At 66.1% G+C, this 25942-nt stretch carries 26 protein-coding genes; 3 read left to right on the forward strand and 23 right to left on the reverse strand.

Annotated features, from left to right (window positions below):
* Positions 1-56: 56 nt before the first annotated feature.
* From HDC95_RS11175 to HDC95_RS11270, 20 genes are all read right to left on the reverse strand, one after another.
* Entirely contained in the window at positions 57-470 is a 414-nt protein-coding gene (locus tag HDC95_RS11175; RefSeq protein WP_259063558.1) for a GNAT family N-acetyltransferase, read from the reverse strand.
* A 37-nt stretch (positions 471-507) separates the two neighbouring features.
* A complete protein-coding gene (locus HDC95_RS11180) occupies positions 508-1428 on the reverse strand; it encodes an RluA family pseudouridine synthase (protein WP_259063561.1) in 921 nt (306 codons plus the stop codon).
* Positions 1429-1430: 2 nt separating this feature from the next.
* Complete coding sequence (lspA, locus tag HDC95_RS11185) at positions 1431-2063, reverse strand: signal peptidase II (protein ID WP_259063563.1); 633 nt, start codon at positions 2061-2063, stop codon at positions 1431-1433.
* A 9-nt stretch (positions 2064-2072) separates the two neighbouring features.
* Positions 2073-2690, reverse strand: a complete 618-nt coding sequence (locus HDC95_RS11190; RefSeq protein WP_259063564.1) for a DivIVA domain-containing protein — start codon at positions 2688-2690, stop codon at positions 2073-2075.
* 160 nt (positions 2691-2850) lie between these two features.
* Positions 2851-3150: a YggT family protein gene (locus tag HDC95_RS11195; protein WP_259063565.1), complete on the reverse strand. Its 300-nt coding sequence runs from the start codon at positions 3148-3150 to the stop codon at positions 2851-2853.
* A 3-nt stretch (positions 3151-3153) separates the two neighbouring features.
* Positions 3154-3630 (reverse strand): cell division protein SepF, encoded by a 477-nt coding sequence (locus HDC95_RS11200; RefSeq protein WP_259063566.1) that lies wholly within the window; start codon positions 3628-3630, stop codon positions 3154-3156.
* 40 nt (positions 3631-3670) lie between these two features.
* The gene (locus tag HDC95_RS11205; protein ID WP_259063567.1) at positions 3671-4378 is read right to left on the reverse strand and encodes a YggS family pyridoxal phosphate-dependent enzyme; all 708 of its coding nucleotides are present in this window, start codon (positions 4376-4378) and stop codon (positions 3671-3673) included.
* 5 nt (positions 4379-4383) lie between these two features.
* Positions 4384-5538: a cell division protein FtsZ gene (ftsZ, locus tag HDC95_RS11210; RefSeq protein ID WP_259063568.1), complete on the reverse strand. Its 1155-nt coding sequence runs from the start codon at positions 5536-5538 to the stop codon at positions 4384-4386.
* Positions 5539-5737: 199 nt separating this feature from the next.
* Positions 5738-6691, reverse strand: coding sequence for an FtsQ-type POTRA domain-containing protein (locus tag HDC95_RS11215; protein WP_259063569.1), 954 nt, complete (start codon positions 6689-6691; stop codon positions 5738-5740).
* A gap of 3 nt (positions 6692-6694) precedes the next feature.
* Positions 6695-8095, reverse strand: coding sequence for a UDP-N-acetylmuramate--L-alanine ligase (murC, locus tag HDC95_RS11220; RefSeq protein ID WP_259063571.1), 1401 nt, complete (start codon positions 8093-8095; stop codon positions 6695-6697).
* A 12-nt stretch (positions 8096-8107) separates the two neighbouring features.
* The gene (locus HDC95_RS11225; RefSeq protein ID WP_259063573.1) at positions 8108-9187 is read right to left on the reverse strand and encodes a glycosyltransferase; all 1080 of its coding nucleotides are present in this window, start codon (positions 9185-9187) and stop codon (positions 8108-8110) included.
* Entirely contained in the window at positions 9184-10377 is a 1194-nt protein-coding gene (gene ftsW, locus HDC95_RS11230) for a putative lipid II flippase FtsW (RefSeq protein WP_259063575.1), read from the reverse strand. Before ftsW ends, HDC95_RS11225 begins: the two co-directional genes overlap by 4 nt.
* Complete coding sequence (gene murD, locus HDC95_RS11235) at positions 10346-11881, reverse strand: UDP-N-acetylmuramoyl-L-alanine--D-glutamate ligase (RefSeq protein WP_259063577.1); 1536 nt, start codon at positions 11879-11881, stop codon at positions 10346-10348. The genes ftsW and murD overlap by 32 nt, the downstream gene beginning before the upstream one ends.
* Positions 11878-12993 carry a phospho-N-acetylmuramoyl-pentapeptide-transferase gene (mraY, locus tag HDC95_RS11240; RefSeq protein ID WP_259063579.1) on the reverse strand — a complete coding sequence of 372 codons (1116 nt, stop codon included), beginning with the start codon at positions 12991-12993 and terminating at the stop codon, positions 11878-11880. The genes murD and mraY overlap by 4 nt, the downstream gene beginning before the upstream one ends.
* The gene (murF, locus tag HDC95_RS11245; RefSeq protein WP_259063580.1) at positions 12990-14402 is read right to left on the reverse strand and encodes a UDP-N-acetylmuramoyl-tripeptide--D-alanyl-D-alanine ligase; all 1413 of its coding nucleotides are present in this window, start codon (positions 14400-14402) and stop codon (positions 12990-12992) included. The genes mraY and murF overlap by 4 nt, the downstream gene beginning before the upstream one ends.
* A 28-nt stretch (positions 14403-14430) precedes the next feature.
* Complete coding sequence (locus HDC95_RS11250) at positions 14431-16209, reverse strand: penicillin-binding protein 2 (RefSeq protein ID WP_259063581.1); 1779 nt, start codon at positions 16207-16209, stop codon at positions 14431-14433.
* A gap of 19 nt (positions 16210-16228) precedes the next feature.
* Positions 16229-16807 carry a hypothetical protein gene (locus HDC95_RS11255; protein WP_259063582.1) on the reverse strand — a complete coding sequence of 193 codons (579 nt, stop codon included), beginning with the start codon at positions 16805-16807 and terminating at the stop codon, positions 16229-16231.
* Positions 16804-17742, reverse strand: a complete 939-nt coding sequence (gene rsmH / locus HDC95_RS11260) for a 16S rRNA (cytosine(1402)-N(4))-methyltransferase RsmH (RefSeq protein WP_259063583.1) — start codon at positions 17740-17742, stop codon at positions 16804-16806. Before rsmH ends, HDC95_RS11255 begins: the two co-directional genes overlap by 4 nt.
* 100 nt (positions 17743-17842) lie before the next feature.
* Positions 17843-18274 (reverse strand): division/cell wall cluster transcriptional repressor MraZ, encoded by a 432-nt coding sequence (gene mraZ, locus HDC95_RS11265; RefSeq protein ID WP_259063584.1) that lies wholly within the window; start codon positions 18272-18274, stop codon positions 17843-17845.
* Positions 18275-18548: 274 nt separating this feature from the next.
* Entirely contained in the window at positions 18549-18941 is a 393-nt protein-coding gene (locus tag HDC95_RS11270; protein ID WP_259063585.1) for a DUF3040 domain-containing protein, read from the reverse strand.
* Between the two features lie 87 nt (positions 18942-19028).
* Between HDC95_RS11270 and HDC95_RS11275 the strand changes: the two genes are divergently transcribed.
* Positions 19029-20117: a polyprenyl synthetase family protein gene (locus tag HDC95_RS11275; RefSeq protein ID WP_259063586.1), complete on the forward strand. Its 1089-nt coding sequence runs from the start codon at positions 19029-19031 to the stop codon at positions 20115-20117.
* A 6-nt stretch (positions 20118-20123) separates the two neighbouring features.
* On the opposite strand, the gene HDC95_RS11280 is transcribed toward HDC95_RS11275, so the two are convergent.
* Complete coding sequence (locus HDC95_RS11280; RefSeq protein ID WP_396652697.1) at positions 20124-20474, reverse strand: Rv2175c family DNA-binding protein; 351 nt, start codon at positions 20472-20474, stop codon at positions 20124-20126.
* Positions 20475-20604: 130 nt separating this feature from the next.
* Between HDC95_RS11280 and HDC95_RS11285 the strand changes: the two genes are divergently transcribed.
* Both HDC95_RS11285 and pknB read left to right on the forward strand, forming a co-directional pair.
* Positions 20605-21801 (forward strand): LysM peptidoglycan-binding domain-containing protein, encoded by a 1197-nt coding sequence (locus HDC95_RS11285; RefSeq protein WP_259063587.1) that lies wholly within the window; start codon positions 20605-20607, stop codon positions 21799-21801.
* A 74-nt stretch (positions 21802-21875) separates the two neighbouring features.
* Positions 21876-23819, forward strand: coding sequence for a Stk1 family PASTA domain-containing Ser/Thr kinase (gene pknB / locus HDC95_RS11290; protein ID WP_259063589.1), 1944 nt, complete (start codon positions 21876-21878; stop codon positions 23817-23819).
* Positions 23820-23850: 31 nt separating this feature from the next.
* On the opposite strand, the gene HDC95_RS11295 is transcribed toward pknB, so the two are convergent.
* Together HDC95_RS11295 and HDC95_RS11300 are read right to left on the reverse strand one after the other, a co-directional pair.
* Positions 23851-25191, reverse strand: a complete 1341-nt coding sequence (locus tag HDC95_RS11295; RefSeq protein WP_259063591.1) for a class II 3-deoxy-7-phosphoheptulonate synthase — start codon at positions 25189-25191, stop codon at positions 23851-23853.
* A 38-nt stretch (positions 25192-25229) separates the two neighbouring features.
* Entirely contained in the window at positions 25230-25916 is a 687-nt protein-coding gene (locus tag HDC95_RS11300; RefSeq protein WP_259063696.1) for a 1-acyl-sn-glycerol-3-phosphate acyltransferase, read from the reverse strand.
* Positions 25917-25942 lie beyond the last annotated feature (26 nt).

Below are 25942 nucleotides of genomic sequence, written 5' to 3' on the forward strand. Positions count from 1 at the left end.
ACGTCGGGGCGCCGACGTCGGCATTTTGATATGAGCAGTGCCCGACGGATCGGCCGTCAGAGATCGAGCCGCATGAGCACGCGTGGGAAGCCGTCGAGCACCGACCCGGTCTCCGCGGCCTGGCTGAACCCAGCCCCCTCGAAGAGCGCCTTCGTGCCGACGTACATCATGGTCTGATTCACCTTCTCGCCATGGTTGTCGACGGGATAGCCCTCGACGGCGGGAGCGCCGGATGCCCGGGCCGCCCAGCCCACTGGTTCATCCCCGAGATAGGCGATCACTCCTGGCGCGGGGTCGTGAGCGCGCAGCTCCCGCACCCGCTCCGCGCGGTCCGGACCGCGCAGCGCGACGTTCTCTTTGCTTCCGATCCGATAGCTCAGACAGAAGCACACATTGGAGGTCGGCTTCTTCGGCCCCAGAAGCACGGCGACATCGTCGAACACCGTCGCCGGTCGTACGTCGATACTCATATCCCCAATGTGCCGGTGGCCACGGACGATCCGCCGATCACTCCCCGCGCAGGATCTCCAACGCATGCACGAAGTCAGCAGGATACGGGGACTCGAACTGCACCCACTCCCCCGTCGCCGGGTGCGTGAATCCGAGCCGATGCGCGTGCAGCCACTGCCGGGTGAGTCCCAGCCGAGCCGCGATCGTCGGGTCGGCGCCGTAGAGCGGGTCTCCTACGCATGGATGCCGGTGAGCAGCCATGTGCACGCGGATCTGGTGCGTGCGCCCGGTCTCCAGATGGATCTCGAGAAGCGAGGCTCCTGGAAACGCCTCAAGCGTCTCGTAGTGCGTTATCGAATCCTTGCCCGAGGGCGTGACGGCGAACTTCCATGAGTGATTCGGATGCCGCCCGATCGGCGCGTCGATCGTGCCGGTGAGCGGGTCAGGATGCCCCTGCACGACAGCGTGATAGACCTTCTCGACCGTTCGCGTCTTGAAGGCGTGCTTCAACGCCGTATACGCCGATTCGGTCTTCGCGACCACCATGAGCCCGCTCGTGCCGACATCCAGCCGATGCACGATGCCGGCACGCTCGGCGGCACCGCTGGTGGCGACGCGGAAGCCCGCACCGGCGAGAGCCCCGAGCACAGTCGGGCCGTCCCATCCCTGCGACGGGTGAGCGGCGACACCGGACGGCTTGTCCACCACGACGATGTCGTCATCGTCATAGATGATCCCCAAGTCGGGTACGACGACCGGGATGATCCTGGGTTCTTCCTTGGGCTGCCACTCGACGCTCATCCAGCCGCCGGCGTGAAGCCGATCGGATTTGCCCAATGTCACGCCGTCCAGACTCACACCGCCGGCCTCAGCGACCTCTGCGGCGAATGTACGCGAGAAGCCGAGCATCTTCGCGAGGGCGGCATCGACACGTGCGCCTTCGAGTCCGTCCGGCACGGGCAGCGACCGGGATTCCATCTTCAGCCGGCCTGTTCGGGTTCAGGTTTGATCGATGCTTCAGACTTCTCGATGTCGGAGCCATGCTCCGCACCAGCGACTGCGTCAGCATCCGCATCCGCATCCGCATCCGACGCGATGTCATCCTTCTCACGGGTGCCGTCGAAACGCAGACCGAGCACGACGAGCAGGGCGACGGCGATCATGCCGCACACGATGAAGATGTCGGCGACGTTGAAGATCGCGGGCATCATCCACGGCATCGAGATCATGTCCACGACATGTCCGACGGCGAAACCCGGCTCGCGCAGCAGGCGATCCGTGAGGTTTCCGAGCACACCGCCGAGCAGCAGCCCCAGCACGACGGCCCACAGGCGAGAGCGCAGGCCGAACGACTTCCAGATGATGATGCCGGCGACGACGGTGAGTGCGATCGTGAAGATCCACGTCACCTCGCTGCCGAGCGAGAATGCCGCACCGGAGTTGCGGATGTAGTACAGCTGAAGGAACTCACCGAGAACCGGCACCACCTCGTGCAGCGGCAGATTCTCGATGGTGAGGTGCTTCACAAACTGATCGGCGGCCAGCACCAGGGCCGCGAGAACCGCGACGATGATGCCGGCCGCCGACCGACTGAGTGGACGACGTCCTGGCAAAGGGACGACCTACAGCCCGATGGCGGAGACCGGGGTGGAGTCCGTCGATGCCGACTTCTCGTCGAGATCGCGGAGCTGGCCCTCGATGTAGCCGCGGAGCTGAGTACGGTAGTCGCGCTCGAAGTTGCGGAGCTCGGTGATGCGCGCTTCCAGAGTGTTGCGCTCGCGCTCGAGGCGTGCGGACTCTTCGCGCTGCTTCGCCTGAGCCTCGGCACGGATGCGGTCGACCTCGGTCTGGGCCTCCGAGATGAGCTGGCTCTTCTTGGCCTCACCCTCGGCGACGTGCTCGTCGTGCAGGCGCTGCGCGAGCTCGATGATGCCGGCGGTCGCCGTGGTCGGGCCTCCGGCCGGGGCCTCGACGACGGGGGCGGGAGCCGCCGCGACGACCGGTGCGGGAACCTCGTCTACGACGGCGGGGGTCTCTTCGGCCGCAGCCGGAGCGGCCGGCGTCTCGCCGGACTCGTAGGCGGCGAGCTTCGTCTTCAGCTCGGCGTTCTCCTCGAGGGCCTTGCGCCACTCGACGACGATCTCGTCGAGGAAGTCATCGACCTCGTCCGGGTCGAAGCCGTCCTTGAAACGGACGTGCTGGAACTGCTTGGTGACGACGTCATCCGGGGTCAGTGCCATTGTTCTCGGCTCCTCTTTCGATGAGTTCTGTTGCCAGTGACTGAAGTGTGGCTCGGTATTGATCCGGCGCGTACCCGGGGCGCGCACCTCGGAGCAAGCATAGTCCCCGCTCGCAAGTGACGCGATGTGAGACGTGACCGACGGCGCCGGAAGGCCGCGCTCAGATGAACGCGCGCACTATCGACATCAGGATCAGCACGGCGAGCATGGTGAAGGTGAAACCGAAGTCCAGCGAGAGCGTTCCGATGCGCATTGGAGGGATGAAGCGCCGGAACAGCCGGATCGGAGGATCGGTCACCGTGTAGATGACTTCTGCGGCGACGAGGCCTGCGCCCTTGGGGCGCCATTCACGATTGAACAGCGGGATGTAGTCGAGTATCAACCGCGCGAAGAGCACGAAGATGTAGATCAGCAGGACCAGATGAATGATCGATGCGATCACCGAGACCAGTGCGGCCACGGCTTATGACTGATCGAAGCCCGCAGACTCCGGATCTGCGCTCGCGATGCCGCCATGACCCGACACTGCGATGTTCTCCGGAGAGAGCAGGAACACCTTGCTGGTGACACGCTCGATGCGGCCGTACAGGCCGAGGGAGAGACCGCTGGCGAAGTCGATCAAGCGACGCGCGTCGGCGTCGCTCATCTGCGACAGGTTGATGATCACAGGAACGCCTTCGCGGAAGCTCTCGGCGATCAGCTGCGCGTCGCGGTACTGCTTGGGGTGCACCGTGAGGATCTCGTTCACGGTGCCGGCCGAGGGCTGACGCACGGCAACGGGGCGACGCAATGGCGTCACCGGTGCCGGGGCGGCCTCTTCGTGCTCGCGATCGCGATCGCGGTGGGCCCGAACAGGGGCCGGGGCCACCTGCTCCTCGTAGGCCTCTTCCTCGTCGGCGAGTCCCAGGTACACCATGGTCTTCTTGAGCGGGTTTCCCATCGTGTCCTCCGTGTTCGACGTGGGCTGATCTGATTCGAGGTTAACCCCGGTCGGGCCGGGGTCCTGTGATTGCGGAGCCGATCCGCAGGTGTGTCGCACCTGCCGCGATCGCCTCGACGAAGTCGCCGGTCATGCCTGCGGAGATCCACGTGGCACTCGCGTCGACCGAGCGGATGTGGTCTGCAACGCCATGCAGGCGCGCGAAGGCGGATGCCGGTGCCTCATCGAGGGGCGCGACTCCCATGACGCCGCGCAATCGAAGGGACGGCAATGTGAGGATGTGCTCGGCGAGGCGCTGCGCATCGTCTGGTTCGACACCCCCGCGACCGGCATCGTCTGTGAGATTGACCTGAACAAGCACATCCAGCACGTCCTGCTCGCCTTCACCGGCCGGTGAAGCAGCTCTGTGCAGGGCATCGGCGAGCTTGATGCGGTCGACCGAGTGCACGGCATCCGCGCCTCGACGGATGGATGCGGCCTTGTTGGTCTGCGCCTGACCGATGAAGTGCCAGCGCAGACCATCGAGCGCCCGAGCGTCGTTCAGCTCGGCCCTCTTGGCCTCGAGCTCCTGCTGACGGTTCTCGCCGACGTCGCGCACCCCCACGGCGTGCAGTTCGCGCACGAGGGATGCCGGATGGAACTTCGTCACCACGATGCGGGTGATCTCTGCGGCGTCCCGCCCCGCCATGCGTGCAGCGTCCGCGATCTGCGAGTCGATCGCGGACAGCCGCTCAGCAAGCTCGGACAAGTCGCCTACTTCAGGAACTCGGGGATGTCGATGTCGTCATCTGCGAATGCCGGCTCCAGACTCGTCGCCGCGACACGCGGCGCAGGCTGCTGGGGGGCTTCGTTCCGCGTCGGTTCTGCCGCGGGTGCTTCCGTGTCGTCCGAAAGGGAGACCTCAGGCAGAGTGTCCGCCGCCGGGCGCGAGACGACCATCGGGTCGAGTCGCACTGAGGGCTGTCCGCCGTCGAACCCGGCCGCGATGACCGTGACGCGCACCTCGTCGCCGAGCGTGTCGTCGATGACCGTTCCGAAGATGATGTTCGCTTCGGGGTGAGCGGCCTCCTTCACGAGATCGGCGGCGTCGTGGATCTCGAAGATGCCGAGGTTCGATCCGCCCTGGATCGACAGCAGCACGCCGTGCGCGCCCTCGATCGATGCTTCCAGCAGAGGCGACTCGACGGCGAGCTCTGCGGCCTTGATCGCACGGTCGGCGCCGCGTGCGGAGCCGATTCCCATGAGAGCGGAGCCGGCGCCCTGCATGACCGACTTCACATCGGCGAAGTCGAGGTTGATGAGACCAGGCGTGGTGATGAGGTCGGTGATGCCCTGCACACCGGCGAGGAGCACCTGGTCGGCCGTGGCGAACGCCTCGATCATCGAGATGCCGCGGTCGCTGATCTCCAGCAGACGGTCGTTCGGCACCACGATGAGCGTGTCGACTTCTTCCTTCAGCTTGGAGACGCCGGCCTCTGCCTGGCTCTGACGGCGACGGCCTTCGAACGAGAACGGCTTGGTGACGACGCCGATGGTCAATGCGCCGATCGACTTCGCGATGCGCGCGACGACCGGAGCACCACCGGTGCCCGTTCCGCCTCCCTCGCCTGCGGTGACGAAGACCATGTCGGCCCCGGTGAGCGCCTGCTCGATCTCCTCGGCGTGATCCTCGGCAGCACGACGGCCGACCTCGGGGTCGGCGCCTGCACCGAGCCCACGGGTGAGCTCGCGGCCCACGTCGAGCTTGACGTCGGCATCGCTCATGAGCAGCGCCTGAGCGTCGGTGTTGACAGCGATGAACTCGACTCCGCGCAGGCCGAGATCGATCATGCGGTTCACGGCGTTGACGCCGCCACCGCCGACGCCGACGACCTTGATCACGGCGAGGTAGTTCTGGTTCTGGCTCATGGCCGGCCTCCGATGTGTTGAGCCTGGAAACGAATGTGAACCTTAAACCTCAACTAGAGGTGTAAAGTATTTCCCGGTATTGCGTTCTCTTGATCGAAGGTATGCGCCGCGAGGCCTCGCGGGCGCAACGACACGGGCGTGTCGCCGCTTTGACGTGCAATAACACCTGCTGCGCGCCGACCTCGGTCGGCGACGGGGATCAACCGGCGACGACGACCTCGGGAGAGGACACATCGATCTCCCGAGCGGCGGGGTTCGCGAGCATCGTCGACGCGAGCACTTCCGCCTTGAAAGCGGAACGATCCGCGCTCCCCCAGACCACCGTGAGCCCGCTTGAGAGCTTCAGCGTGACATCGTCCAGGGTCGATGCGGAGACATCGGTGACGATCGCGCGCACGTCGGCGGGCAGAGAGCGAACGACGAGGCCGACCGATTCGAAGGCATCGGATTCGATGCCCCCGTCCACGGCGATCACCGGCTGTCCCTCGGGGCGATCCGGCGTCGTCGACAGCGCGACGCCTGCCGCATCGACGAGGGTGAACCCGGCGCCGGACTCGATCACGCCGATCGGCGTGCGCTCCACGATCCGGACGACGAGATCGTGCGGAGGCTTGGCCTCGAGCGCATAGGTCTCGATCAGCGGGAACGCGATGAGCGCTGCTTTGACCTCGCTCTCGCTGACGAGCGCCAGCGGCGTGCCGACCTGGTCAGCCAGCGCGGCCTCCACGGCAGCCGCATCCAAGGCAAAGGCTCCGGCGACGGTGATCTTCTCGACGGCGAACAGCGGGCTGTATGCCGCCGCGACGCTGCCTCCGATCAGCAGTACCACGGCGCCGGTGGCGCAGAGCCAGATCAGACGACGACGGCGCGAGCGCTGGGTGAAGCGACGTATCTCTGCTCGCAGTGCCTTGCGACGGGCACGTGCGGCGCGCCAGACATCCCCGGCAGTGAGGCCGTCCGACGATTCGGGTTCTGCGCCGGCGGCATCCACTCGCGTCTCTTCGATACCCTCGACCGCCGAGGCCGCGCCCGCCGCCGGCTGTACGGCATCGCCCGATTCCGTGCGCGCATCGCGCGCACGGCGGGACGAGCGATCGGGTGCGGGCTTCGCCTGCTGCTCCGGCGGAGTCGGAAGCGGGGCCGGACGACGCATCGGTCAGGCTCCGGTCGTCCGCCGCAGTGATTCGAGCACCTGCGGGATGATCAGGTAGACGTTGCCGCAGCCGAGAGTGATGACGTAGTCGCCCTCGCGCGCGACCGTCGCCGTGTACTCGGCGGCGTCCTGCCAGGAGGCGACGTAGTGCACGCGCTCCTGGTCGCTGAACGCGTCGCTGACGAGCGCCCCGGTGACCCCTGGGACGGGGTCTTCACGCGCACCGTAGACGTCGAGCATGACCGTGTGATCGGCGTATGTCTCGAGCACTTCGGCGAACTCGCGATACATGTGCTGCGTCCGTGAATACGTGTGGGGCTGCTGAATCGCGATGAGGCGCCCGTCGCCGACGACACTGCGCGCGGCCTCGAGTGCGGCCTTCACCTCAGTGGGGTGATGCGCATAGTCGTCGAAAACGCTCACGCCGCGCTCGACCCCGTGCAGTTCGAATCGGCGTACGGTCCCCGCGAAGCCTTCGACGGCGCGAACGGCATCTACGAGGTCGTGGCCGAGCGTCAGGACCACGGCCACGGCTCCCGCGGCGTTGATCACGTTGTGCGCGCCCGGCACGACGAGCTGCATGCGTTCGCTGCGTCCCGCGTGCGTGATGGTGGCGGCAACGGGACCGGCGGTGGAGATCTCGGTGAGACGGACGTCGGCGTCGGGCGCGACGCCGAAGCTGATCACATTCTGATGAGACAGCCCCTCCCTCACGCGGAGCGCGCCGGGGTCGTCGCTGGAGATCACGACGGCTTCGCTCGCCGCGTCTGCGAAGCGGATGAACGCGTCGTGGAATGCGTCATCCGATCCGTAGTGATCGAGGTGGTCGGGGTCGACATTCGTGATCAGCGCGATCGCCGTGTCGTACAGGAGGAAAGTGCCGTCGGACTCGTCCGCCTCGACGACGAAGAGGTCATCCGATCCGGACGCGCTGGATGTGCCCAGCTGCTCGATCACTCCGCCGTTGACGAAGTTCGGGTCTGTGCCGAGCGACTGCAGCGCCGTGACGATCATGCCGGTCGACGTCGTCTTGCCGTGCGCGCCGGCGACAGAGACCAGTCGGCGTCCGCCGATGAGCCAGTGCAACGCCTGCGAGCGGTGGATCACATGCAGTCCACGCTCTTTGGCGGTGACGAACTCCGGATTCTCCGGCCAGATGGCGCCCGTGTGCACGACGGTGTCGGCATCGCCGAGGTTGGCCGCGTCGTGGCCGACATGCACGGTGGCCCCGGCAGCGGCGAGTGACCGAAGTGCGTCGCTGTCCGCGCGGTCGGATCCGGACACTCGGATGCCTGCTTCCAGGAACATCTTCGCGAGCCCGCTCATCCCGGATCCGCCGATCCCGATGAAGTGGGCTGCGGTGATGGACTCCGGGATGGGGAGGGAGAGGTCAGGTCTGATCATGTCCTGTCCATTCTAATTCGCGGCACTGAGCGCACGGTCGATCATCGCGACGACGTTCTCCGTGCCGGTGCGGGTGCCGACGTGCTCGGCGGCCGCGGCCATCCGGGTCCGGCGATCGGTGTCCCCCAGCAGCGGCACGATCGTGTCGCGGACCGTGTCACCCGTGAAGTCGCCGTCATGCTGCAGGATCGCGGCCCCTGCAGCGACCGCGGATGCGGCGTTCAGGCTTTGCTCGCCGTTTCCGACCGCGTAAGGCACGTACACGGCCGGGATGCCGAGTGCGCTGACCTCGCTGACGGTCGCAGAACCGGCGCGGGAGACGATCACATCGGCCAGCGCGAAGGCCAGATCCATGCGGTCGACGTAGCGACGCACGACGTATCCGGGGGCTTCCGGGTCCGCGAGGGCGCTGCGCTCCCCCGTCACATGCAGCAACTGCCATCCTGCCTCGAGCACGTCGCCCCAGGAGTCTGCGAACGCCTCGTTGAGACGCTGCGCGCCGAGTGAGCCACCGAAGACCAGGAGCACCGGCCGCGAGGCGTCCAACACGAAGTGCGCCGCGGCCTCCGACCGCGTCGCCGCACGATCGAGATCGACGATCTCGCGACGCAACGGCATGCCCACTACTTCGCTGCGCTTCAGCGGAGTGCCTTCGAAGGCGACGCCAACGCCGGCGGCGCTCCGCGCGCCCAGCACGTTCGCCAGCCCTGGCTTCGCGTTCGCCTCGTGGACGACGAACGGCACCTTCTCGCGGCGTGCGGCCAGATAAGCGGGTGCCGACGCGTAACCGCCGAACCCGACGACCACATCGACGCGGTGCTGTCGGATGTGCGCACGCACCTGCGCGATCGCCTTCCGGAATCTCCCGGGGAACGCCACAGCCTGCTTGTTCGGACGCCGGGGGAACGGAACCTTGTCGACGATCAGCAGTTCGTAGCCCCGTTCTGGAACGAGCCTGGCCTCCAGCCCCTCCTTGGTCCCGAGAACGAGAACGGTCGATTCCGAGTCGCGCTCCCGCAGCGAATCGGCGACGGCGAGCAGCGGATTGACGTGGCCGGCGGTGCCGCCGCCGGCGAGGAGGTACGTGGTCACCTGGTGACTTTACCCCGCGCAGGTGCGGGGATCGTGCGAGCGAAAGCGAGCAGCACGCCGCAGGCCAGGAGCACCGCGAGAAGCGCCGTGCCGCCCTGTGACATGAATGGCAGCGGAACCCCGAGCACGGGGAAGATGCCGATGACGACGCCGATGTTGATGAGCGCCTGGCCGATGATCCAGACGGTGATGCCGCCGGCCGCGACGCGGACGAAGGGGTCCGTCGTCTTGCGGATGATGTGGAAGGTGCCGACGGCGAAGAACGTGAACAGCGCGAGTACGACGAGACCGCCGATGAGCCCGAGCTCCTCGCCGACGATGGCGAAGATGAAGTCGTTCGCCGCAGCAGGGAGCCAGCCGTACTTCTCCTGCGAGTTGCCGAGACCGAGGCCGAAGATTCCGCCGTTCGCCATGCCCCAGACGGCATGGATCGACTGATAGCAGTCGTTCTCGTAGTTGGTCATATCGGTGCACACGGCCGAGATGCGTCGCATGCGGTCGGGGCTGAGCACAGCCAGGGCGGCGACTCCGACGACGCCGAGCAGCACGGGGATGATGAACAGTCGCAGCTTGACGCCGGCGAAGAACAGACACCCGAGCAGGATCAGCACCATCACCATCGCCGTGCCGAGGTCTCGCCCTGCGAGCACCGTGCCGATCACGAGCACTGCGACGGGGATCACGGGGATGAAGACGTGCTGCCAGATGCCGAGCAGCGCGCGCTTGCGCAGGAGCACGTATGCGACCCACAGCGCGAGCGCCAGTTTGAGGAACTCGGACGGCTGCATCGTGAATCCTGCGATTCGAATCCAGTTCTGGTTGCCGTCACTGCCCACACCGATGCCGGGGACGAACACCAGCAGTTGCACGATGGTGGCGAGGATCAGCGCCGGCCACGCCGTCCTCTTGAGAAACCGGAGCGGGAGTCGGCTGACCAGGAACATCAGCGGAATGCCGACGGCCGCGAACATCGCCTGCTTGATGGCGGTGTCCATCACACCGGACTCCGTGGCGCTCGTCGCCGAGATCACCATGATGATCCCGAACACCGTGAGCAGCAGCGCGGTCGAAGCGATGAGCATGTATTCATTCGACGGCGGCGTGAAGATGCGCCCGAGGGAAACTCGCGCGGCGAGCCCTCTGCCTGCTTGCCCCGCGTCAGTGCGCGGCGGGCGGGCTACCTGTGTCATCGGCGCTCCCCCGGTCGATCCACTTGCGCACCGCGTCGGCGAAACGGTGGCCACGGTCCCCGTAGCTGGTGAACTGGTCGAAGGATGCCGCTGCGGGAGCCAGCAGAACCGTTCCCCCGTCATCGGCGATCCCTGCGGCGAGTTCCACCACGCGGGTCATGACATCTTCAGTCTCGCCAGTGACCACCTCGATCACCGGCACCGCTGGCGCGTGTCGCTCGAATGCCGCGACCACCTCGTCGCGCTCGACGCCGATCACGAGCGCCGCGCTGGCGGTTCTCCCGGCATCCGCCACGAGATCGGAGAGATCCACGCCCTTGAGATCGCCGCCGACCACCCAGACGGCACCCGGGTAGGCACGCAGCGACGAGGCCGCGGCGTGCGGGTTGGTGGCCTTCGAGTCATCGACCCACGTGATGCCGGCATGACTAGCGATGACCTGGATGCGATGCTCGTCCAGCCGGAATGTCTGCAGCGCACGTCGGATCGCCTCTGGAGCCGTGCCGAGCGATCGCGCGAGCGCGCTGGCGGCGAGGATGTTCTCGACGATGTGCGGTGCGGCGAGTCCCGCCTCGGCGAGGTCTGCGACCGTGGTGAGCTCGAGCGCGCTGTGCGCGCGATCGGGGTGGAACGCGCGGTCGGCGAGGATGCCGTCGACCACACCGAGATCGCTCGGTCCTGGAACACCGAGGTCGAATCCGATCGCCCTCGCGCCCTCGATGACCTCGGCGTCCTCGACCATGATGCGCGTCGCCTCGTCGGCCTTGTTGTACACGCACGCCACGCGGGTGTTCCGGTAGACGAATGCCTTCGCGTCGCGATAGGCCTCGGCGCTCCCGTGCCAGACGAGATGGTCGTCGGCGAGATTCAGGCACACCGATGCGTACGGAACGAGTTCGCCCGCGCTGCTGCTCTGGCCGACGTACCAGAGCTGGTGGCTGGAGAGCTCCACCACGAGCACGTCGAAGCCGGCCGGATCGCGGACCGCGTCGAGCACGGGGATGCCGATGTTGCCGCACGGCGCCGCACGCAGACCGCCCTCGACGAGCAGCGTCGCCGTGAGCTGAGTCGTCGTCGTCTTGCCGTTCGTGCCGGTGATCAGCACCCATTCGGCGGGTGTGCCGTCACCGCGCACGACCTTGTCACGGACGCGCCAGGCGAGTTCGACGTCGCCCCACAGGGCGATGCCGGCGTCCTGCGTCCAGCGGATGATCGGATGCGTCGGCGAGAAGCCGGGGGATGCGACGACGACTTCCGGATCGAAATCGCGCAACACCTGCGACACCTCGTCGAGCGCGCCGAGTTCGAGGCGAGCGCCGATCACCGGCACGAGCCGTTCGTACTCCTCCTCGGCCGATTCCGACAGCACGAGCACATCGGCGCCCAGTTCTGCGAGCGTGTCCGCCACGGAGAAGCCAGTCACGGACAGCCCGAGGACGGCGACCCGCAGGCCCTTCCAATCCGCGTGCCAGCTGGTCAGGGCATCCAGTCGAGGGCTGTTCATCCGTCGACTCCAGTGAGCCATTCGACGTAGAACAGTCCGACTGCAGAGACCGCGAGCAGACCGGCGATGATCCACAGGCGCACGACGATCGTCATCTCGGACCAGCCGCGCATCTCCAGATGATGGTGGAACGGGCTCATCAGGAACAGACGCTTGCCGCGGGTGATCTTGAAGTAGAGACGCTGCACGATGACTGATCCGGAGGACAGCACGAACACACCGGCGATCACGAACAGCAGCAGCTCGGTGCGGGTGAGGATCGCCATCGCCGTGATGACGCCACCGATCGCCATCGACCCGACATCGCCCATGAAGACCTTGGCCTTTGGTGCGTTCCACCACAGGAAGCCGATGAGCCCTGCGGCGAACGATGCCGAGACGATCGCAAGACTGAACGGATCTCGGACTTCGTAGCAGGCGTCGAGAGTCCCAGGGTCAACGCCTGTACTCGTGCAGGATTGCTTGAACTGCCAGAAGGCGATCAGGCTGTACGCGCCGACGACGAAAACGCCGGCACCGGATGCGAGGCCGTCGAGGCCGTCTGTGAGGTTCACGCTGTTGGACGTGGCGATGCCGATCACGGCGATCCAGATCAAGTAGACGATCCAGCCGATGATGACACCGAAGGCGAACAGGTCCAACCAGGAGATGTCGCGGAACAGCGAGATGTAGCTACTGGCGGGCCTCTGGTCGTACTGATTGGGGAAGTTCAGGGCGACCACGCCGAACGGGATCATCACGACGAGCTGCCCGACCACCTTGCGCCAGCCGGAGAGACCGAGGCTGCGCTGGGACTTGACCTTCATGTAGTCGTCGATGAAGCCGACGGCTCCGAAGCCGACCATGAGCCAGAGCACGAGGATCGCCGACAGTGCCGGCTCGCTGCCACCGGCGTAGACACCTACAAAGTAGCCGACCATGGTGCCGACGATGAAGATCAGGCCGCCCATCGTCGGCGTTCCGCGCTTGGCGCCGTGGCTCGGATTCGCGATGTCTTCGGGGGTGCGGATCACCTGCCCCCAGCCCCACCGGCGGAACAGCCGCAGGAAGACGGGAGTCAGGAACAGAGTGAAGGCGAGCGAAATCGCAGCCGCCATGAGGAGTGATCTCACGAGAACAATTCTCCCAGACGATCGCCGAGATGCCGAAGGCCCACGGAATTGGATGATTTCACGAGCACGCGATCTCCGTCGCGGAGCTCCGTGCGCAGGTATTCGTATGCCGCGTCCTGATCAGGAAGGTGCACGGCCTCGCTGTCCCAAGACCCCTCGCCGACGACCGAGAGGTACAGGCGACGCGCCTCGGGGCCGACCACGACGATGCGCCGTATGTTCAGGCGCACGGCGAGCAGTCCGATCCGGTCGTGCTCCTCCCCTGCGCTCTCGCCGAGCTCGCTCATCGCCCCGAGGACCGCGACAGTGCGCTCGTCCGGTCCGGTGATCTGCGCCAGAGTCCGCAGAGCCGCAGCCATGGAGTCCGGGCTGGCGTTGTACGCATCGTTGATGATGCGCACGCGGTCGTTGCCGAGTGGCTGCATGCGCCAGCGCTCCGCGACCTCGACCGTCTCGATCCGGGCGACAGCGTCGGCGAGAGGCACGCCGAGAACGCCCGCGGCAGCGATCGCCGCAAGTGCGTTGGTGATGTGGTGAGCCCCGAGCACCTTCAGATGCAGGGGCAGGCTCGACTCCGCTGTCGTGATGAGCGCACGCGTGCCGTCCGCCGCCACCTGGACGTCAGTCGCGCGGACGTCTGCTGAGGAATCCTGGCCGAAGCCGACGATGTTCATATCGTGCGCCGTGGCTGTATCGCACATGGCGGCGACGCGGGAGTCGTCGATGTTCAGCACGGCGGTGCCACCGGGGCGTGAAGCCGCGATGAGTTCCGCCTTGGCCTTCGCCGTCGCCTCTATGCCGCCGAACCCCCCGACATGTGCCATGCCGACCATGAGGACGACGGCGACATCGGGCTCGACGAGGCCCGCGAGGTGGGCGATGCTGCCCGGGCCGGCGGCGCCGAACTCGCTGACCAGATACCTGGTGCTCTCCGTGACGCGCAGCATGGTGACCGGGGCGCCGACCTCGTTGTTGTACGAGTTGATCGGGGCGACCGTCTCGCCTTCGTCCTCGAGGATGCGGGCGAGGAGATTCTTCGTGGTCGTCTTGCCGTTCGATCCCGTGATGCCGACGATCTTCAGCCGGCCACCTGCGCGCACGCGCGCGACGACGGCGCGAGCGAGGTCGGCGAGAGCGGCGACAGCATCCGTCACGACCACCTGAGACACCGGGGCGTCGACGATGTGCTCGACGATCGCCAACGATGCTCCGCCTGCAGCCGCCGCGGCGACGAAGTGATGCCCGTCGGTCTCGGCACCCGGCTTGGCGATGAAGATGCCACCCGCGGTCATGTTCCTCGAGTCGGTGTCGACGGCTCCTGACACCGCGGTCTCCGCGGTGTCAGGATCTACGAGACGCAGGTCACCACCGGTGACTGCGGCGATCTCGGCAAGCGTCAGGGCGATCATGAAATCTCCATGCGCGGCTCAGTGCCGGCTATTTGAATTTGGGAAGCAGTTCGTCCATCGGGATGGTCGAGGGCGAGACGCGGTAGGTCTTCAGCACCTGCGTCATCGCCTGCTGGAAGGCGGATGCCGTGGCGGTGGACGATACAACCTTAGTCGGCTGGTCGAGCGTGACCACCACGACGTACTGCGGATCGTCCGCCGGAGCGAAGCCGACCATGCTCGTGAAGTACACCCCCTGCTTGTAACCGCCGTTCCCGTCAGGCACCTCACCGGTACCTGTCTTGATCGCGATCCGATACCCGGGGATCTCGATCATCTCGGACAGACCACCCTGCACAGCGACGTTCTCCAGCATCCTGCTCACCGTGTCGGCGGTCGATTCCGAGACGATCTGCTCGCGCTCGGGGGCATCAGGCTTCACGACGTCGCCGTCGTGGTTCGTGCAGGACTCGATGAGTGACAGATCGATCTTCTCACCACCGTTCGCGATCGCCTGATAGGCACCGGCGAGCTGCGGCGCCGTGACGGTGAAGTGCTGCCCGAACGTCGTGGTGTACAGCGATTGGGCATCCCACTCAGAGGCCGGGTGCAACACACCGGGCTCTTCACCGGGGAAGCCGATCGTCTTCTCGCCGACACCGAATTTCTGCAGATAGTCGAAGCGCACCTGCGGGTCGACCATCTCGCCGAACTTCGAGAGGGTGACGTTCGACGAGTCGATGAGCCCACCGGCGAGCGTGTAGTTCTCAGCACCGTGCACGAAGGCGTCATTGATGACGGCGCCGTTGGAGAACGTCTCCCTGCTCGCCGCGGACACTGTCGTATTTAGGTCAGCCGCGCCGGAGTCCAGTACTGCGGCGGCCGTGATCGCCTTGAATGGCGACCCCGGTTCGAACGTGTGCGTGAACAGCTTGGTGCCCCAGTCGTCGGGGGAAGAGGCGTTGAGGTCGTTGGGATCGAGGGAAGGCCATTCCGCCGCCGCACGGATCTTTCCCGTCTTCACTTCCACGACGGTGACCGTGCCGGACTGGGCGCCCATCCTCTGCGCTTCCTCCGAGATCATCTGCGTCAGGTACCACTGCAGGTCGCTGTCGATCGTCAACTGCACCGATCCACCGTCCTGCGCCTCTACCGTGCGGTCGCTGCCGGGGATGACGTTGCCATCCTTGCCGCGCAGATACGTGCGCTCGCCACTGGTGGGCGAGAGGCATTGCGTCTCGAGCTTCTCCACGCCGGACTGGCCGATTCCTGCGCTGTCGACGTAACCGATCACGTTGCCGGCGACCGCGCCGTTCGGATACACGCGCGTCTCGCGCGGTTTCATGTGCAGATAGATGAGTCCGAGGTCGCGCAGTTCCAGGAACTTCTCGGTGCTGAGGCCCTTCTTGAGCGGGTAGTACTGAGAATTCGGATCGGCCGCGAGCGTCTCAGCGACGCCTGTACGGATCTCCTCGGCATCCTGCCCGGTGATCGCTGCGATCTGGTCGGCCGCGTCAGCCCACGCCAGCTTTGGCGGGGTGTCGGCATCCTCGAGCAGCTTGATCACCTTCGGATCCAGCACAGCGTCATAGACGGTGACCCCGGATGCGAGCAGCGTGCCGTTCGCATCCACGATCGAACCGCGGCTGCCGTACAGCGGCACGGTGGAGCCGAGCTGACCGACCTGCAGCGAATCCTCTACGTGATCGTCTGCACTGACCACTTGGATGTCGACGAGACGGATGACGAATGCCGCCAGCACCGCGAGAATGACCGCGAGAGCGACGACCGTGCGGCGTCGTGGGCCGCGGGTCGCTCTTGTCGTCATGTCGCTCTCTCCCTCGTGCTCAGCGGGTCGTGGGGCTTGGAAGTCCGTCGGTGATGGGTGGGGGAAGATCCGGATCGACAGTCTCCGTCGTGCCGTTCGCGGATGTCACGGCTTCATCCGCCGCAGCCGTCGCGAGTTCCTTCTGATTCAGCAGTGCATTGTGCACGGCACCGGTGCCGTTCGGATCGATGGTGGATTTCCCGTCCGCACCGGCGTTGGCGCCCAGCACTGCGGAATCGCTGAGCCGCAGGTACGAGGCGGCGCCGGCGACCACCATCCCCAGCTCGGCTGCTTTGATCGCGAGCAGTTGGGGAGAACTCGTTCCGGCGAGTTCGTCTTCCAGAGCACTCGCCTGCAGGTTGAGCTCGCGCTGCTGAGAGGTCAGATCTGCGAGTACGAAGGAATCGTGGGTGATCGCCAAGGACAGCCCGATCTGCGCGATGCCGATGGCAGCCGCTCCCCCGAGCGCGATGAGCGCGTAGGCGAGCTTCGGCTTCGAACGCCGCGCAGGTGCGCTGACGGGCTTCAGCCGCCGAGGCGCCCGAGGCGCGGGAGCGATCGGCTCTGGCAGCAATGCTGCCGCTGACTGGCGACTCATGCTGCCTCCCGGATTCGTTCGGCAGCGCGCAGGCGCACGGGAATGGCTCGAGGGTTGCGTGCCTTCTCCTCATCACTGGCGAACTCGGCGCCCTTCGTGACGGTGCGGAAGCGCGGCGCGTGCTGTGGCAGTTCGACGGGGAGCCCTGCGGGGGCAGTCGAAGCGGATGCCGCAGCGAAGGCCTGCTTCACGAGACGATCCTCGAGCGACTGATAGCTCATGACGACGATTCGGCCGCCGACAGCCAGTGCGTCCATGGCTGCGGGGATCGCATCGGCGAGCACGCTGAGCTCAGAGTTCACTTCGATGCGCAACGCCTGGAACACGCGCTTGGCGGGATGGCCCGCGCGTTGCACAGCGGCCGGCGTCGCGGCCTGGAGCAGGTCCACGAGGTCCTGCGAACGCACCAGCGGTTTCTCGTCACGCGCCTGGACGATGAAGCGGGCATACCGTGCCGCGAGCTTCTCTTCACCATAGCGCTCGAAGATGCGCCGGAGGTTGCCCTCGCTGTACGTCGCGAGGACGTCGGCGGCGGTGGTGCCCTTCGTCTGGTCCATGCGCATGTCCAATGGAGCATCCTTGGAGTACGCGAAACCGCGCTCCGCCTCGTCGAGTTGCAGAGAAGAGACACCGAGATCCATCAGGATGCCGGAAGCGCCGTGCGCATGGATGCCGATCTCGTCGTAGACGGTGTGCACGAGCGTGATCCGGTCGGCGAAGCGCTCGAGCCGCTGGCCTGCGATGCGCAGGGCATCGGTGTCGCGGTCGAGCCCTATCAGGCGGATGTTGTCGAATCGTTCGAGCAGCGCCTCGGAGTGCCCGCCCATGCCGAGCGTCGCATCGACGAGCACTGCGCCGTCGTGCTGCAGGGCGGGTGCCAGCAACTCGACGCAGCGCTCGAGGAGGACCGGGGTGTGGATGTCGCGAAAGTTCATAATCTTTTCGGGTGACCTTCGACTCTGATCCCCCTCCGCTTCTCGACCCGGCACCGGGGAAGTGTGTCGGGGCGGGAGCGGCGGGGCATCACAGTCGAGGTCAGAAGAGTCCCGGAATCACCTCCTGTTCGAGTTCTGAGTAGTTGTCTTCGCCGGCGGCGAGGTATTCGTTCCAGGCCGCGGCATCCCAGATCTCGGCGTGTGCGCCGACGCCGGTGACGACGAGCTCCTTCTCGAGCCCCGCGTACTGACGGAGATGGCCGGGGATGGTGATGCGGTTCTGGCTGTCAGGCATCTCCGCGCTCGCTCCCGAGAGGAACATGCGCAGGAAGTCACGTGCCTGCTTGTTGCTGAGCGGAGCCTGCCGGATCCGCTCGTGCATCGCCTCGAATTCAGCCGTGCTGAAGACGTAGAGGCAACGTTCCTGACCACGGGTGACGACGATGCCGCCGCCGAGGTCCTCACGGAACTTCGCGGGCAGGATCACTCGGCCTTTGTCGTCGAGCTTCGGTGAATGCGTTCCCAACAACATCGGCCATCACCCCCTCTGCGTCCGGCCAACTCGAGGTGTCCCCCACTTTACTCCACTTTGCTCCACATTGATATGAGCAAACCGGGAAAGCATGGCATACCTGCTGCGGTCTGCGCGCGGCGGCCGCATGATTCCGCGGCAGAACTGAGCGCAAGGTCGGTGGAGGGGCGTGGAGGGAAAATGGAGGGAAGCTGTGTCGTCGGCGCTTCACAATCACCCGAGACGCAGAAAAGCCCGGATGCTCAATGCATCCGGGCTTTGGGAGGTGGGAAGGTCAGCGACCGTCTTGGCGGCGGTCCCATCGATCGTTCATACGATCCATGAACGAGGCTGAACTCTGCGGCGGCTTCGACGCTGCGCCGGCTCGGGCACGGGATGTGCCGCCGATACGCCGCACGGGAGTCGCCGCGAGAATGACGCCTGCGACCATCGCCGCGAATCCGATAACTCCGATGATGACGCTGGCGACAGCACCGAGTTGGCCACCGAGCGCGACGCCGGCCACCAGAGCGCCGATGCCGACGAGCAGCAGTACCGAGCCGTACACGAGATTGCGGTAGCTGAGCGTTCGATCGCCGGAGGGCGCGGTTACGATGTCTGCGTCGTTGTGCAGGAGATGGCGTTCCATCTCGTCGAGCAGACGCTGCTCCTGTTCAGACAGTGGCATGACGCCCCCCTTGGTTCAAGTGTCTTTCATTCTACGCTCGCAGAACCGCCGAGGCTAGTTATCAGCTGAGAACCTAAGCTGATTATCGTGCTCCCCTCCACGCCTGTCCAGGACGCGGTCTCCGCCCGCCTGGGTCGCTTCCTCACCACCATTGCATCCCAGTCGCAGGAGTACGGCCCGGATGCCGGGATGTTCATCGCGTCCGCGGCGGCCACTCTGCAGGGCGGCAAGCGGCTGAGGGCGCGGTTCTGTCACGCGGGCTGGCGCTCTGTCGCGCGCTTCTCCACGCGCGCAGCCGCAGAGTCGGATGCCCTCTGGGATCTCTGCGCCGCACTGGAGATATTCCAGTCCGCTGCGCTTGTGCACGATGATCTGATCGACAATTCCGACACCAGAAGAGGCGGCCCGGCCGCTCACCGTTCTCTCGAGCAGCAGCACCGGTCGCTGGCATGGTCCGGAGACGCCGAGTCGTTCGGACGAGCAGCCGCGATACTTCTCGGAGATCTTCTCGTCGCGTGGAGCGACGATCTGCTCGAGCAGGCACTCGCCGGCGTCGCACAGGCCCCTGAGGTACGACGCGAGTACGCCCGTATGCGCCGCGATGTCACCACCGGCCAGTTCCTCGATGTCGCAGAAGAGTCAGCCTGGCAGGTAAACCCCATCTCCGAGCACGCCGATCGCGCACTGCGCGTCGTGTCGCTGAAGTCCGCGAGGTACAGCATCGAGCAACCCCTGCTGCTCGGAGCAATGCTCGCGGGAGCGGACGAAGCCCAGCAGCAGTCGCTGCGCCGTTTCGGGCATCCGATCGGCATGGCGTTCCAACTGCGCGACGACGTGCTCGGCGTGTTCGGCGATCAATCGCTCACCGGAAAGCCGGCGGGCGACGACCTCCGCGAGGGCAAGCGCACAGTGCTGATCGCATTCACCCGCGAACAGCTGGACGCCTCGGCCCGCCGACTGCTCGACGAGCTGCTAGGGGATCCGATGCTCACTGCGGATCAGGTGGCGTCGATTCAGGCCACGATCGCCGAGTCGGGCGCGCTGGCGCAGGTGGAAGGACTCATCTCCGCTTACGCGCAAGAGGCCGACCGCGCCCTCTCGGGAGCGCGGCTCGACAACGCAGCGGTCGGCGAACTGCGAGACCTTGCGCGCGCAGCCACCGTGCGCTCCGCCTGAACCGGCTCAGGCCAGAGTGCGTGCGACGCGGCGCACCGCGCTCTTGTGCCCGTCGAGGAGTGCGGCGATCGGCGTGCGACCGAGTTCTTCCTCTTCGCTGAACAGCCAGTCGATCACCTCGTCATCGGTGAAGCCGGCATCGGTGAGGACGATGATCGTGCCGCGCAGCGAAGACAGCGGGTGTCCGTCGACGATGAACTGCGCGGGGACAGCGAACACGCCGTTCCGGCTCGATCCGACCAGATACTGCTCCGAGATCATCCGTCGCACGCGCCCCAGCGGTTCGCCGAGCCTTTCGACGAGGTGGGGCATCGTCAGCCATTCGATGGCTGTGGGTTCGGGGGCAGTCTCAGACACGTTTCGACTATCTCATCTTCGGCCCCGCATCGCACATCACCACTCCTTTCACTTCAGGCACATCAGCCACTTTGATTGACATCCGTTCACATACGTGCCAGCGTTTCAAGGTCAGTAAAGGGGGGAAACCTTGAGACCGAACACCATCAACAGACGTGCCAGATACGTCCAGCTCGGCGTTCCCGCTGCAGTTCTCGGCGTGCTTGCGAGTGGGATCAGCGCCGCACCCGCCAGCGCCGCCGCAACGTCGGAGCGCGGAGCAGAGAGTCGGCTCGCCGCACTGCCTCGGGTGCTTCCGACCGCGGCCGCACCCGCCACTTACACAGTGCAGGAGGGCGACACGGTCTTCTCGATCGCACAGCGCTTCGGCCTGCGCACGGTCGACGTGCTCACATGGAACGGACTCGGCTGGCGGTCGGTGATCTATCCGGGTCAGACTCTCACCCTCGCCGCGCCGGCGCCGGCGCCGGCGCCCGCTCCCGCAGCCCCGGCCCCCGCTGCGGCGACGCACACCGTGGTGGCCGGCGACACGATCTTCGCCATCGCCCAGAAGCACGGCACCTCTGTCGACAGCATCCTCGTCGCCAGTGGATTGAGCCGCGATTCGGTGATCTATCCGGGTCAGTCCATCGCAATCTCCGGCACGAGTGCGGCCGCGGCGGCACCCGCCATGACCCCGAGTCCTGCGGCGCCTGATCCGGCACCGTCCAGCGGTACGGCGCACACCGTGGTGGCCGGCGACACGATCTTCGCCATCGCCCAGAAGCACGGGACCTCTGTCGATGCGATCTACGCCGCGAACGGGCTGAGCGCGTCCTCGATCATCTACCCGGGACAGTCGATCGTCGTCGCGGCCGCAGCGCCTGCTCCCCTGACATCCGCACCGGCAGCGTCAGCGCCCGCCCCCGCGCAGACAGCGACTCTCAACGCACCGCAGGCCGAGAACGCCGCCATGATCATCCGGATCGGGCGCGAGCTCGGAGTCTCAGATCGCGGCATCGCGATCGCCCTGGCCACCTCGATGGTCGAATCATGGCTGCGCAACCTCGACTGGGGAGACCGCGACTCGCTGGGGCTGTTCCAGCAGCGACCGAGCACCGGCTGGGGCACAGCGGATCAGATCATGGATCGCGATCGCAGCATCCGTGTCTTCTACGGCGGCGCGCACGATCCCAACGGCACCACGACCCGCGGACTCCTCGACGTCGCCGGGTGGGAAGGCATGGCGTTCAAGGATGCTGCGCAGGCCGTGCAGATCTCGGCGTATCCGGACCGCTACGGCCAGTGGGAGGTCCAGGCCGACCAGTGGATCGCGCTGTATGGCTGATTCTCAGCCGATCCGGTGGCCGAAAGGGTGAGCCGCTCCGCTGTCTGTCAGCCACTTATTCATAGACTCTGTACGTGACGACCAATCAGCAGGCTGATCCCCTCATCGGGCGGCTTGTCGACGGCCGTTACCGGGTGCGTGCGAGAATCGCACGCGGCGGCATGGCCACGGTGTATGTCGCCACTGATCTCCGCCTCGAGCGCAGGATCGCGCTGAAGGTGATGCACGGCCACCTCAGCGACGACTCCGTATTCCAGAGTCGGTTCATCCAAGAGGCGCGGGCCGCCGCCAGACTCGCTGATCCGCACGTCGTCAACGTCTTCGATCAGGGTCAGGACGGCGAACTCGCCTACCTGGTCATGGAGTATCTTCCCGGCATCACGCTGCGCGAGTTGATGCGCGAGCAGCGCCGCCTCACGATCCCCCAGACCATCACGATCATGGACGCGATCCTCGCGGGCCTCGCGGCGGCCCACAAAGCCGGCATCGTGCACCGCGATGTGAAGCCGGAGAACGTGCTGCTCGCCGAGGACGGGCGCATCAAGATCGGCGATTTCGGTCTCGCCCGTGCCAGCACGGCGAACACCGCCACGGGGCAGCAGCTGCTCGGAACCATCGCGTACCTTGCTCCCGAACTCGTCACCCGCGGCACCGCCGACGCGCGCAGCGACATCTACGCACTCGGCATCATGCTCTACGAGATGCTCGTCGGCGAGCAGCCGTACAAGGGTGAGCAGCCGATGCAGATCGCTTTCCAGCACGCGACGGAGTCGGTGCCGCGCCCGAGCGCACGCAACCCCGGCGTACCTGAGCAGCTCGACGAACTCGTGCTGTGGTCGACCGAGAAATCGCCGGATGAGCGTCCGAACGACGCGCAGGAGATGCTCGATCGTCTGCGCGAGATCGAGCGATCGCTCGGAGTCTCCCCCGCAGCGGTCACTCCGACGACCACGCCCGTCCGTTCGCAGAGCGACTCGGGCGGCGTGACCACGGTGATGCCGTCGACAATGGTGCTCGAGGACGCGCCCGCGCAGGCGGCGTCGCAGCCTCTCGACAATGCGACCCTGTTGCGCCGACGCACGTCCAAGCGGCGTGCCCGCGGCGCGTTCCTGCTGGCGCTCGTGCTTCTGCTCGCCGTCGCCGCAGGCGGAGTCGGATGGTGGTTCGGATCAGGTCCTGGATCATTGATCGGTGTGCCGCCGGTGGCCGGCCTCAGCTATGAGGAAGCGGCCGCAGCACTGACCGAGGAGGGGTTCTCCCCTGTACAGGGCGAGGAGAACTCGACCGAGGTCGCTGCAGGCATCGCCATCCGCAGCGATCCGGCAGAGGGCACCCGTCTCGACAAGGGCACCGAGGTCACCGTCGTCATCTCCTCCGGACCCGCCGAGCATGCCCTTGAAGCGCTGAACGGCAAGACCGCAGATGAGGCGCGCGCTTACCTCGCCGACCTCGACATCACAGTCTCCGATGACGACCTCCTGCTGTACTCGAGGGCCGATGCCGGTGTGGTGATCAACGCGAGCGTCACTCCACGCGCCGGCGGAGACGCCTACGAGTGCGGTGAGGGATGCTCCGCTTTCGAGGCCGACACCGTCGACTTGATCGTCTCGCTGGGCGGACTTCCCGATGTGGTGGGGATGACAGCGTCCGAGGCGTCGTCCGCGCTGGCGGAGAAGGACATCCAGACCACGACCGTCGAGGAATTCCACGACTCCGTCGAGGAGGGCCGCGTGATCAGCGTCGCCGACCGCGAGGGCGGCGGAAACTGGCGTCCTGGCGACACGATGACGATTGTCGTCTCGATCGGGCCGCAGCTGTTCGAGGTCCCCGATGTGACTGGTCAGAATCGCGACTCTGCCGCGAAGACGCTGCGTGATGCCGGATTCGAACCGACGTGGAACCCGCTGTGGACGCCGTTCCCGAACGGACTGACCGAGGTCACCGGAACCGACCCGTCCGGCGGGGCCATGCGCCGAGCGGGCAGCGAGGTCACCCTCCTGATCCGCAGCGCCCTCTGACCGACGCTCGAACTCCCGCCTCGGGACGGACTCAGCGCTTCTCGAGCTCCTCGGCGACGAGGAACGCGAGCTCGAGGCTCTGCATGTGGTTCAGTCGCGGGTCGCACAGGCTCTCGTAGCGCGTCGCCAGGGCGGCTTCATCGATGTGCTCCGACCCGCCGAGGCATTCGGTGACGTCGTCACCGGTGAGCTCGACGTGGATGCCGCCGGGGAATGTGCCGACGGCGCGGTGCGCCTCGAAGAAGCCACGAACCTCGTCGACCACGTCATCGAAGCGACGCGTCTTGTAGCCGGTCGGCGTGGTGATGCCGTTGCCGTGCATGGGGTCGGTCACCCACAGCGGCTGCGCGCCGGACTCGCGAACGGCTTCGAGCAGCGGTGGCAGCGCGTCGCGGATCTTGCCCGCACCCATGCGGGTGATGAACGTGAGGCGTCCTGGCTCGCGGTTCGGGTCGAGCTTGTCGATGAGTGCCAGCGCCGTCTCAGGCGACGTGGTCGGACCGAGCTTCACACCGATGGGATTGCGGATCTTCGAGAAGTAGTCGACGTGCGCACCGTCGAGATCACGGGTGCGCTCCCCGATCCATAGGAAGTGCGCAGAAGTGTTGTACGGAGTGTCCGTGCGAGAGTCGATTCGCGTCATCGGGCTCTCGTAGTCCATCAGCAGACCCTCGTGGCCGGTGAAGAACTCGACGCGCTTGAGCTCGTCGAAGTCAGCGCCGGCTGCCTCCATGAACTTGATCGCACGGTCGATCTCGGATGCCATACGTTCGTACCGCTGATTGGCCGGGTTCTGCGCGAAGCCCTTGTTCCAGGAGTGCACCTCGCGGAGGTCGGCGAACCCGCCCTGCGTGAACGCACGGATCAGGTTCAGCGTCGAGGCGGCAGTGTGGTAGCCCTGCAGCAGTCGGCCGGGGTCGGCCTGGCGCGAGCCTTCGGTGAAGTCGTAGCCGTTGACGATGTCGCCTCGGTACGCGGGCAGCGTGATCTCGCCTCGGGTCTCCGAGTCGCTGGAGCGCGGCTTGGCGAACTGCCCGGCCATACGCCCCATCTTGACGATCGGCATCGACGCGCCGTACGTGAGCACCACTGCCATCTGCAGCACGGTCTTGATGCGGTTGCGGATCTGCTCTGCGGTCGCTCCCGCGAACGTCTCAGCGCAGTCACCGCCTTGCAGTAGGAACGCCTGACCGGATGCCGCGCGCGCGAGGCGCTCGCGGAGGTTGTCGACCTCACCCGCGAACACCAGCGGCGGAAGAGTCGCGATCTGCGAAGACACGTCTGCGACGCGGTCCGCATCGGGCCAGGACGGCTGCTGCTTGATGGGAAGTGCGCGCCAAGCATCCAGGGCGGCGTCGTGCTGCTGAGGCATCTCCCCAGCTTACTGGCCGGGAGCGCCCCGCTCTGTCGTCAGGAGCGCGCCGGAATCCGATCCTTCACCGACGAGGCGTAGACGTCGTCGTACTGCTGCTCACCCAGTCGCTGCAGAGCGACCATGATCTCGTCGGTCACTGAGCGAAGGATATAGCGATCGTTCTCCATGCCCTCGTAGCGGGAGAAGTCCAAGGGCTCACCGATGACGATTCCCACCCGTACGATGCGTGGCACGGTACGACCGATCGGCATCGCGGTGTCGGTGTCGACCATGACCACGGGAACCACGGGAACCTTCGCCTCGAGCGCCATCCGCGCGATCCCGGTGCGGCCTCGGTACAGTTTTCCGTCGGGGCTGCGCGTGCCCTCCGGGTAGATACCGAGCAGATCTCCTCGGCCGAGCACCTGAAGCCCCGTGTTCAGCGAGGCCTCGGAAGCCTTCCCCCCGGATCTGTCGATCGCGATCTGACCGCTCGCCTTCATGAAGAAGCGCGTCGCCCAGCCCTTGATGCCTCGACCGGTGAAGTAATCGCTCTTTGCGAGAAAAGACATCCTTCGGTCGATCAGCACCGGCAGGAACACCGAGTCGGAGACGGACAGGTGGTTGCTCGCAAGGATCGCGGCGCCGTTCTTGGGCACGTTGCTGCGACCCACGATCCAGGGACGGAAGATCGCCTTGACCGCGGGGCCGATCACGACGTACTTCATCAGCCAATAGAACATCGTCACGAAGTCTATCGTCGGGCTCG

Source organism: Microbacterium sp. AK031 (genome assembly GCF_024807145.1).
GTDB lineage: Bacteria > Actinomycetota > Actinomycetes > Actinomycetales > Microbacteriaceae > Microbacterium.

Excerpts from the sequence above, each read along its gene's own strand:
- HDC95_RS11190 (WP_259063564.1), bottom strand. The coding sequence starts at position 2,690 with ATGGCACTGACCCCGGATGACGTCGTCACCAAGCAGTTCCAGCACGTC.
- HDC95_RS11200 (WP_259063566.1), bottom strand. The coding sequence starts at position 3,630 with ATGGGAAACCCGCTCAAGAAGACCATGGTGTACCTGGGACTCGCCGAC.
- HDC95_RS11180 (WP_259063561.1), bottom strand. The coding sequence starts at position 1,428 with ATGGAATCCCGGTCGCTGCCCGTGCCGGACGGACTCGAAGGCGCACGT.
- rsmH (WP_259063583.1), bottom strand. The coding sequence starts at position 17,742 with ATGAACTTTCGCGACATCCACACCCCGGTCCTCCTCGAGCGCTGCGTC.
- HDC95_RS11270 (WP_259063585.1), bottom strand. The coding sequence starts at position 18,941 with ATGCCACTGTCTGAACAGGAGCAGCGTCTGCTCGACGAGATGGAACGC.
- HDC95_RS11295 (WP_259063591.1), bottom strand. The coding sequence starts at position 25,191 with ATGCCTCAGCAGCACGACGCCGCCCTGGATGCTTGGCGCGCACTTCCC.
- murD (WP_259063577.1), bottom strand. The coding sequence starts at position 11,881 with ATGAACAGCCCTCGACTGGATGCCCTGACCAGCTGGCACGCGGATTGG.
- murF (WP_259063580.1), bottom strand. The coding sequence starts at position 14,402 with ATGATCGCCCTGACGCTTGCCGAGATCGCCGCAGTCACCGGTGGTGAC.
- ftsW (WP_259063575.1), bottom strand. The coding sequence starts at position 10,377 with ATGACACAGGTAGCCCGCCCGCCGCGCACTGACGCGGGGCAAGCAGGC.
- HDC95_RS11175 (WP_259063558.1), bottom strand. The coding sequence starts at position 470 with ATGAGTATCGACGTACGACCGGCGACGGTGTTCGACGATGTCGCCGTG.
- HDC95_RS11255 (WP_259063582.1), bottom strand. The coding sequence starts at position 16,807 with ATGAGTCGCCAGTCAGCGGCAGCATTGCTGCCAGAGCCGATCGCTCCC.
- ftsZ (WP_259063568.1), bottom strand. The coding sequence starts at position 5,538 with ATGAGCCAGAACCAGAACTACCTCGCCGTGATCAAGGTCGTCGGCGTC.
- murC (WP_259063571.1), bottom strand. The coding sequence starts at position 8,095 with ATGATCAGACCTGACCTCTCCCTCCCCATCCCGGAGTCCATCACCGCA.
- HDC95_RS11250 (WP_259063581.1), bottom strand. The coding sequence starts at position 16,209 with ATGACGACAAGAGCGACCCGCGGCCCACGACGCCGCACGGTCGTCGCT.
- mraZ (WP_259063584.1), bottom strand. The coding sequence starts at position 18,274 with ATGTTGTTGGGAACGCATTCACCGAAGCTCGACGACAAAGGCCGAGTG.
- HDC95_RS11300 (WP_259063696.1), bottom strand. The coding sequence starts at position 25,916 with ATGTTCTATTGGCTGATGAAGTACGTCGTGATCGGCCCCGCGGTCAAG.
- HDC95_RS11215 (WP_259063569.1), bottom strand. The coding sequence starts at position 6,691 with ATGCGTCGTCCGGCCCCGCTTCCGACTCCGCCGGAGCAGCAGGCGAAG.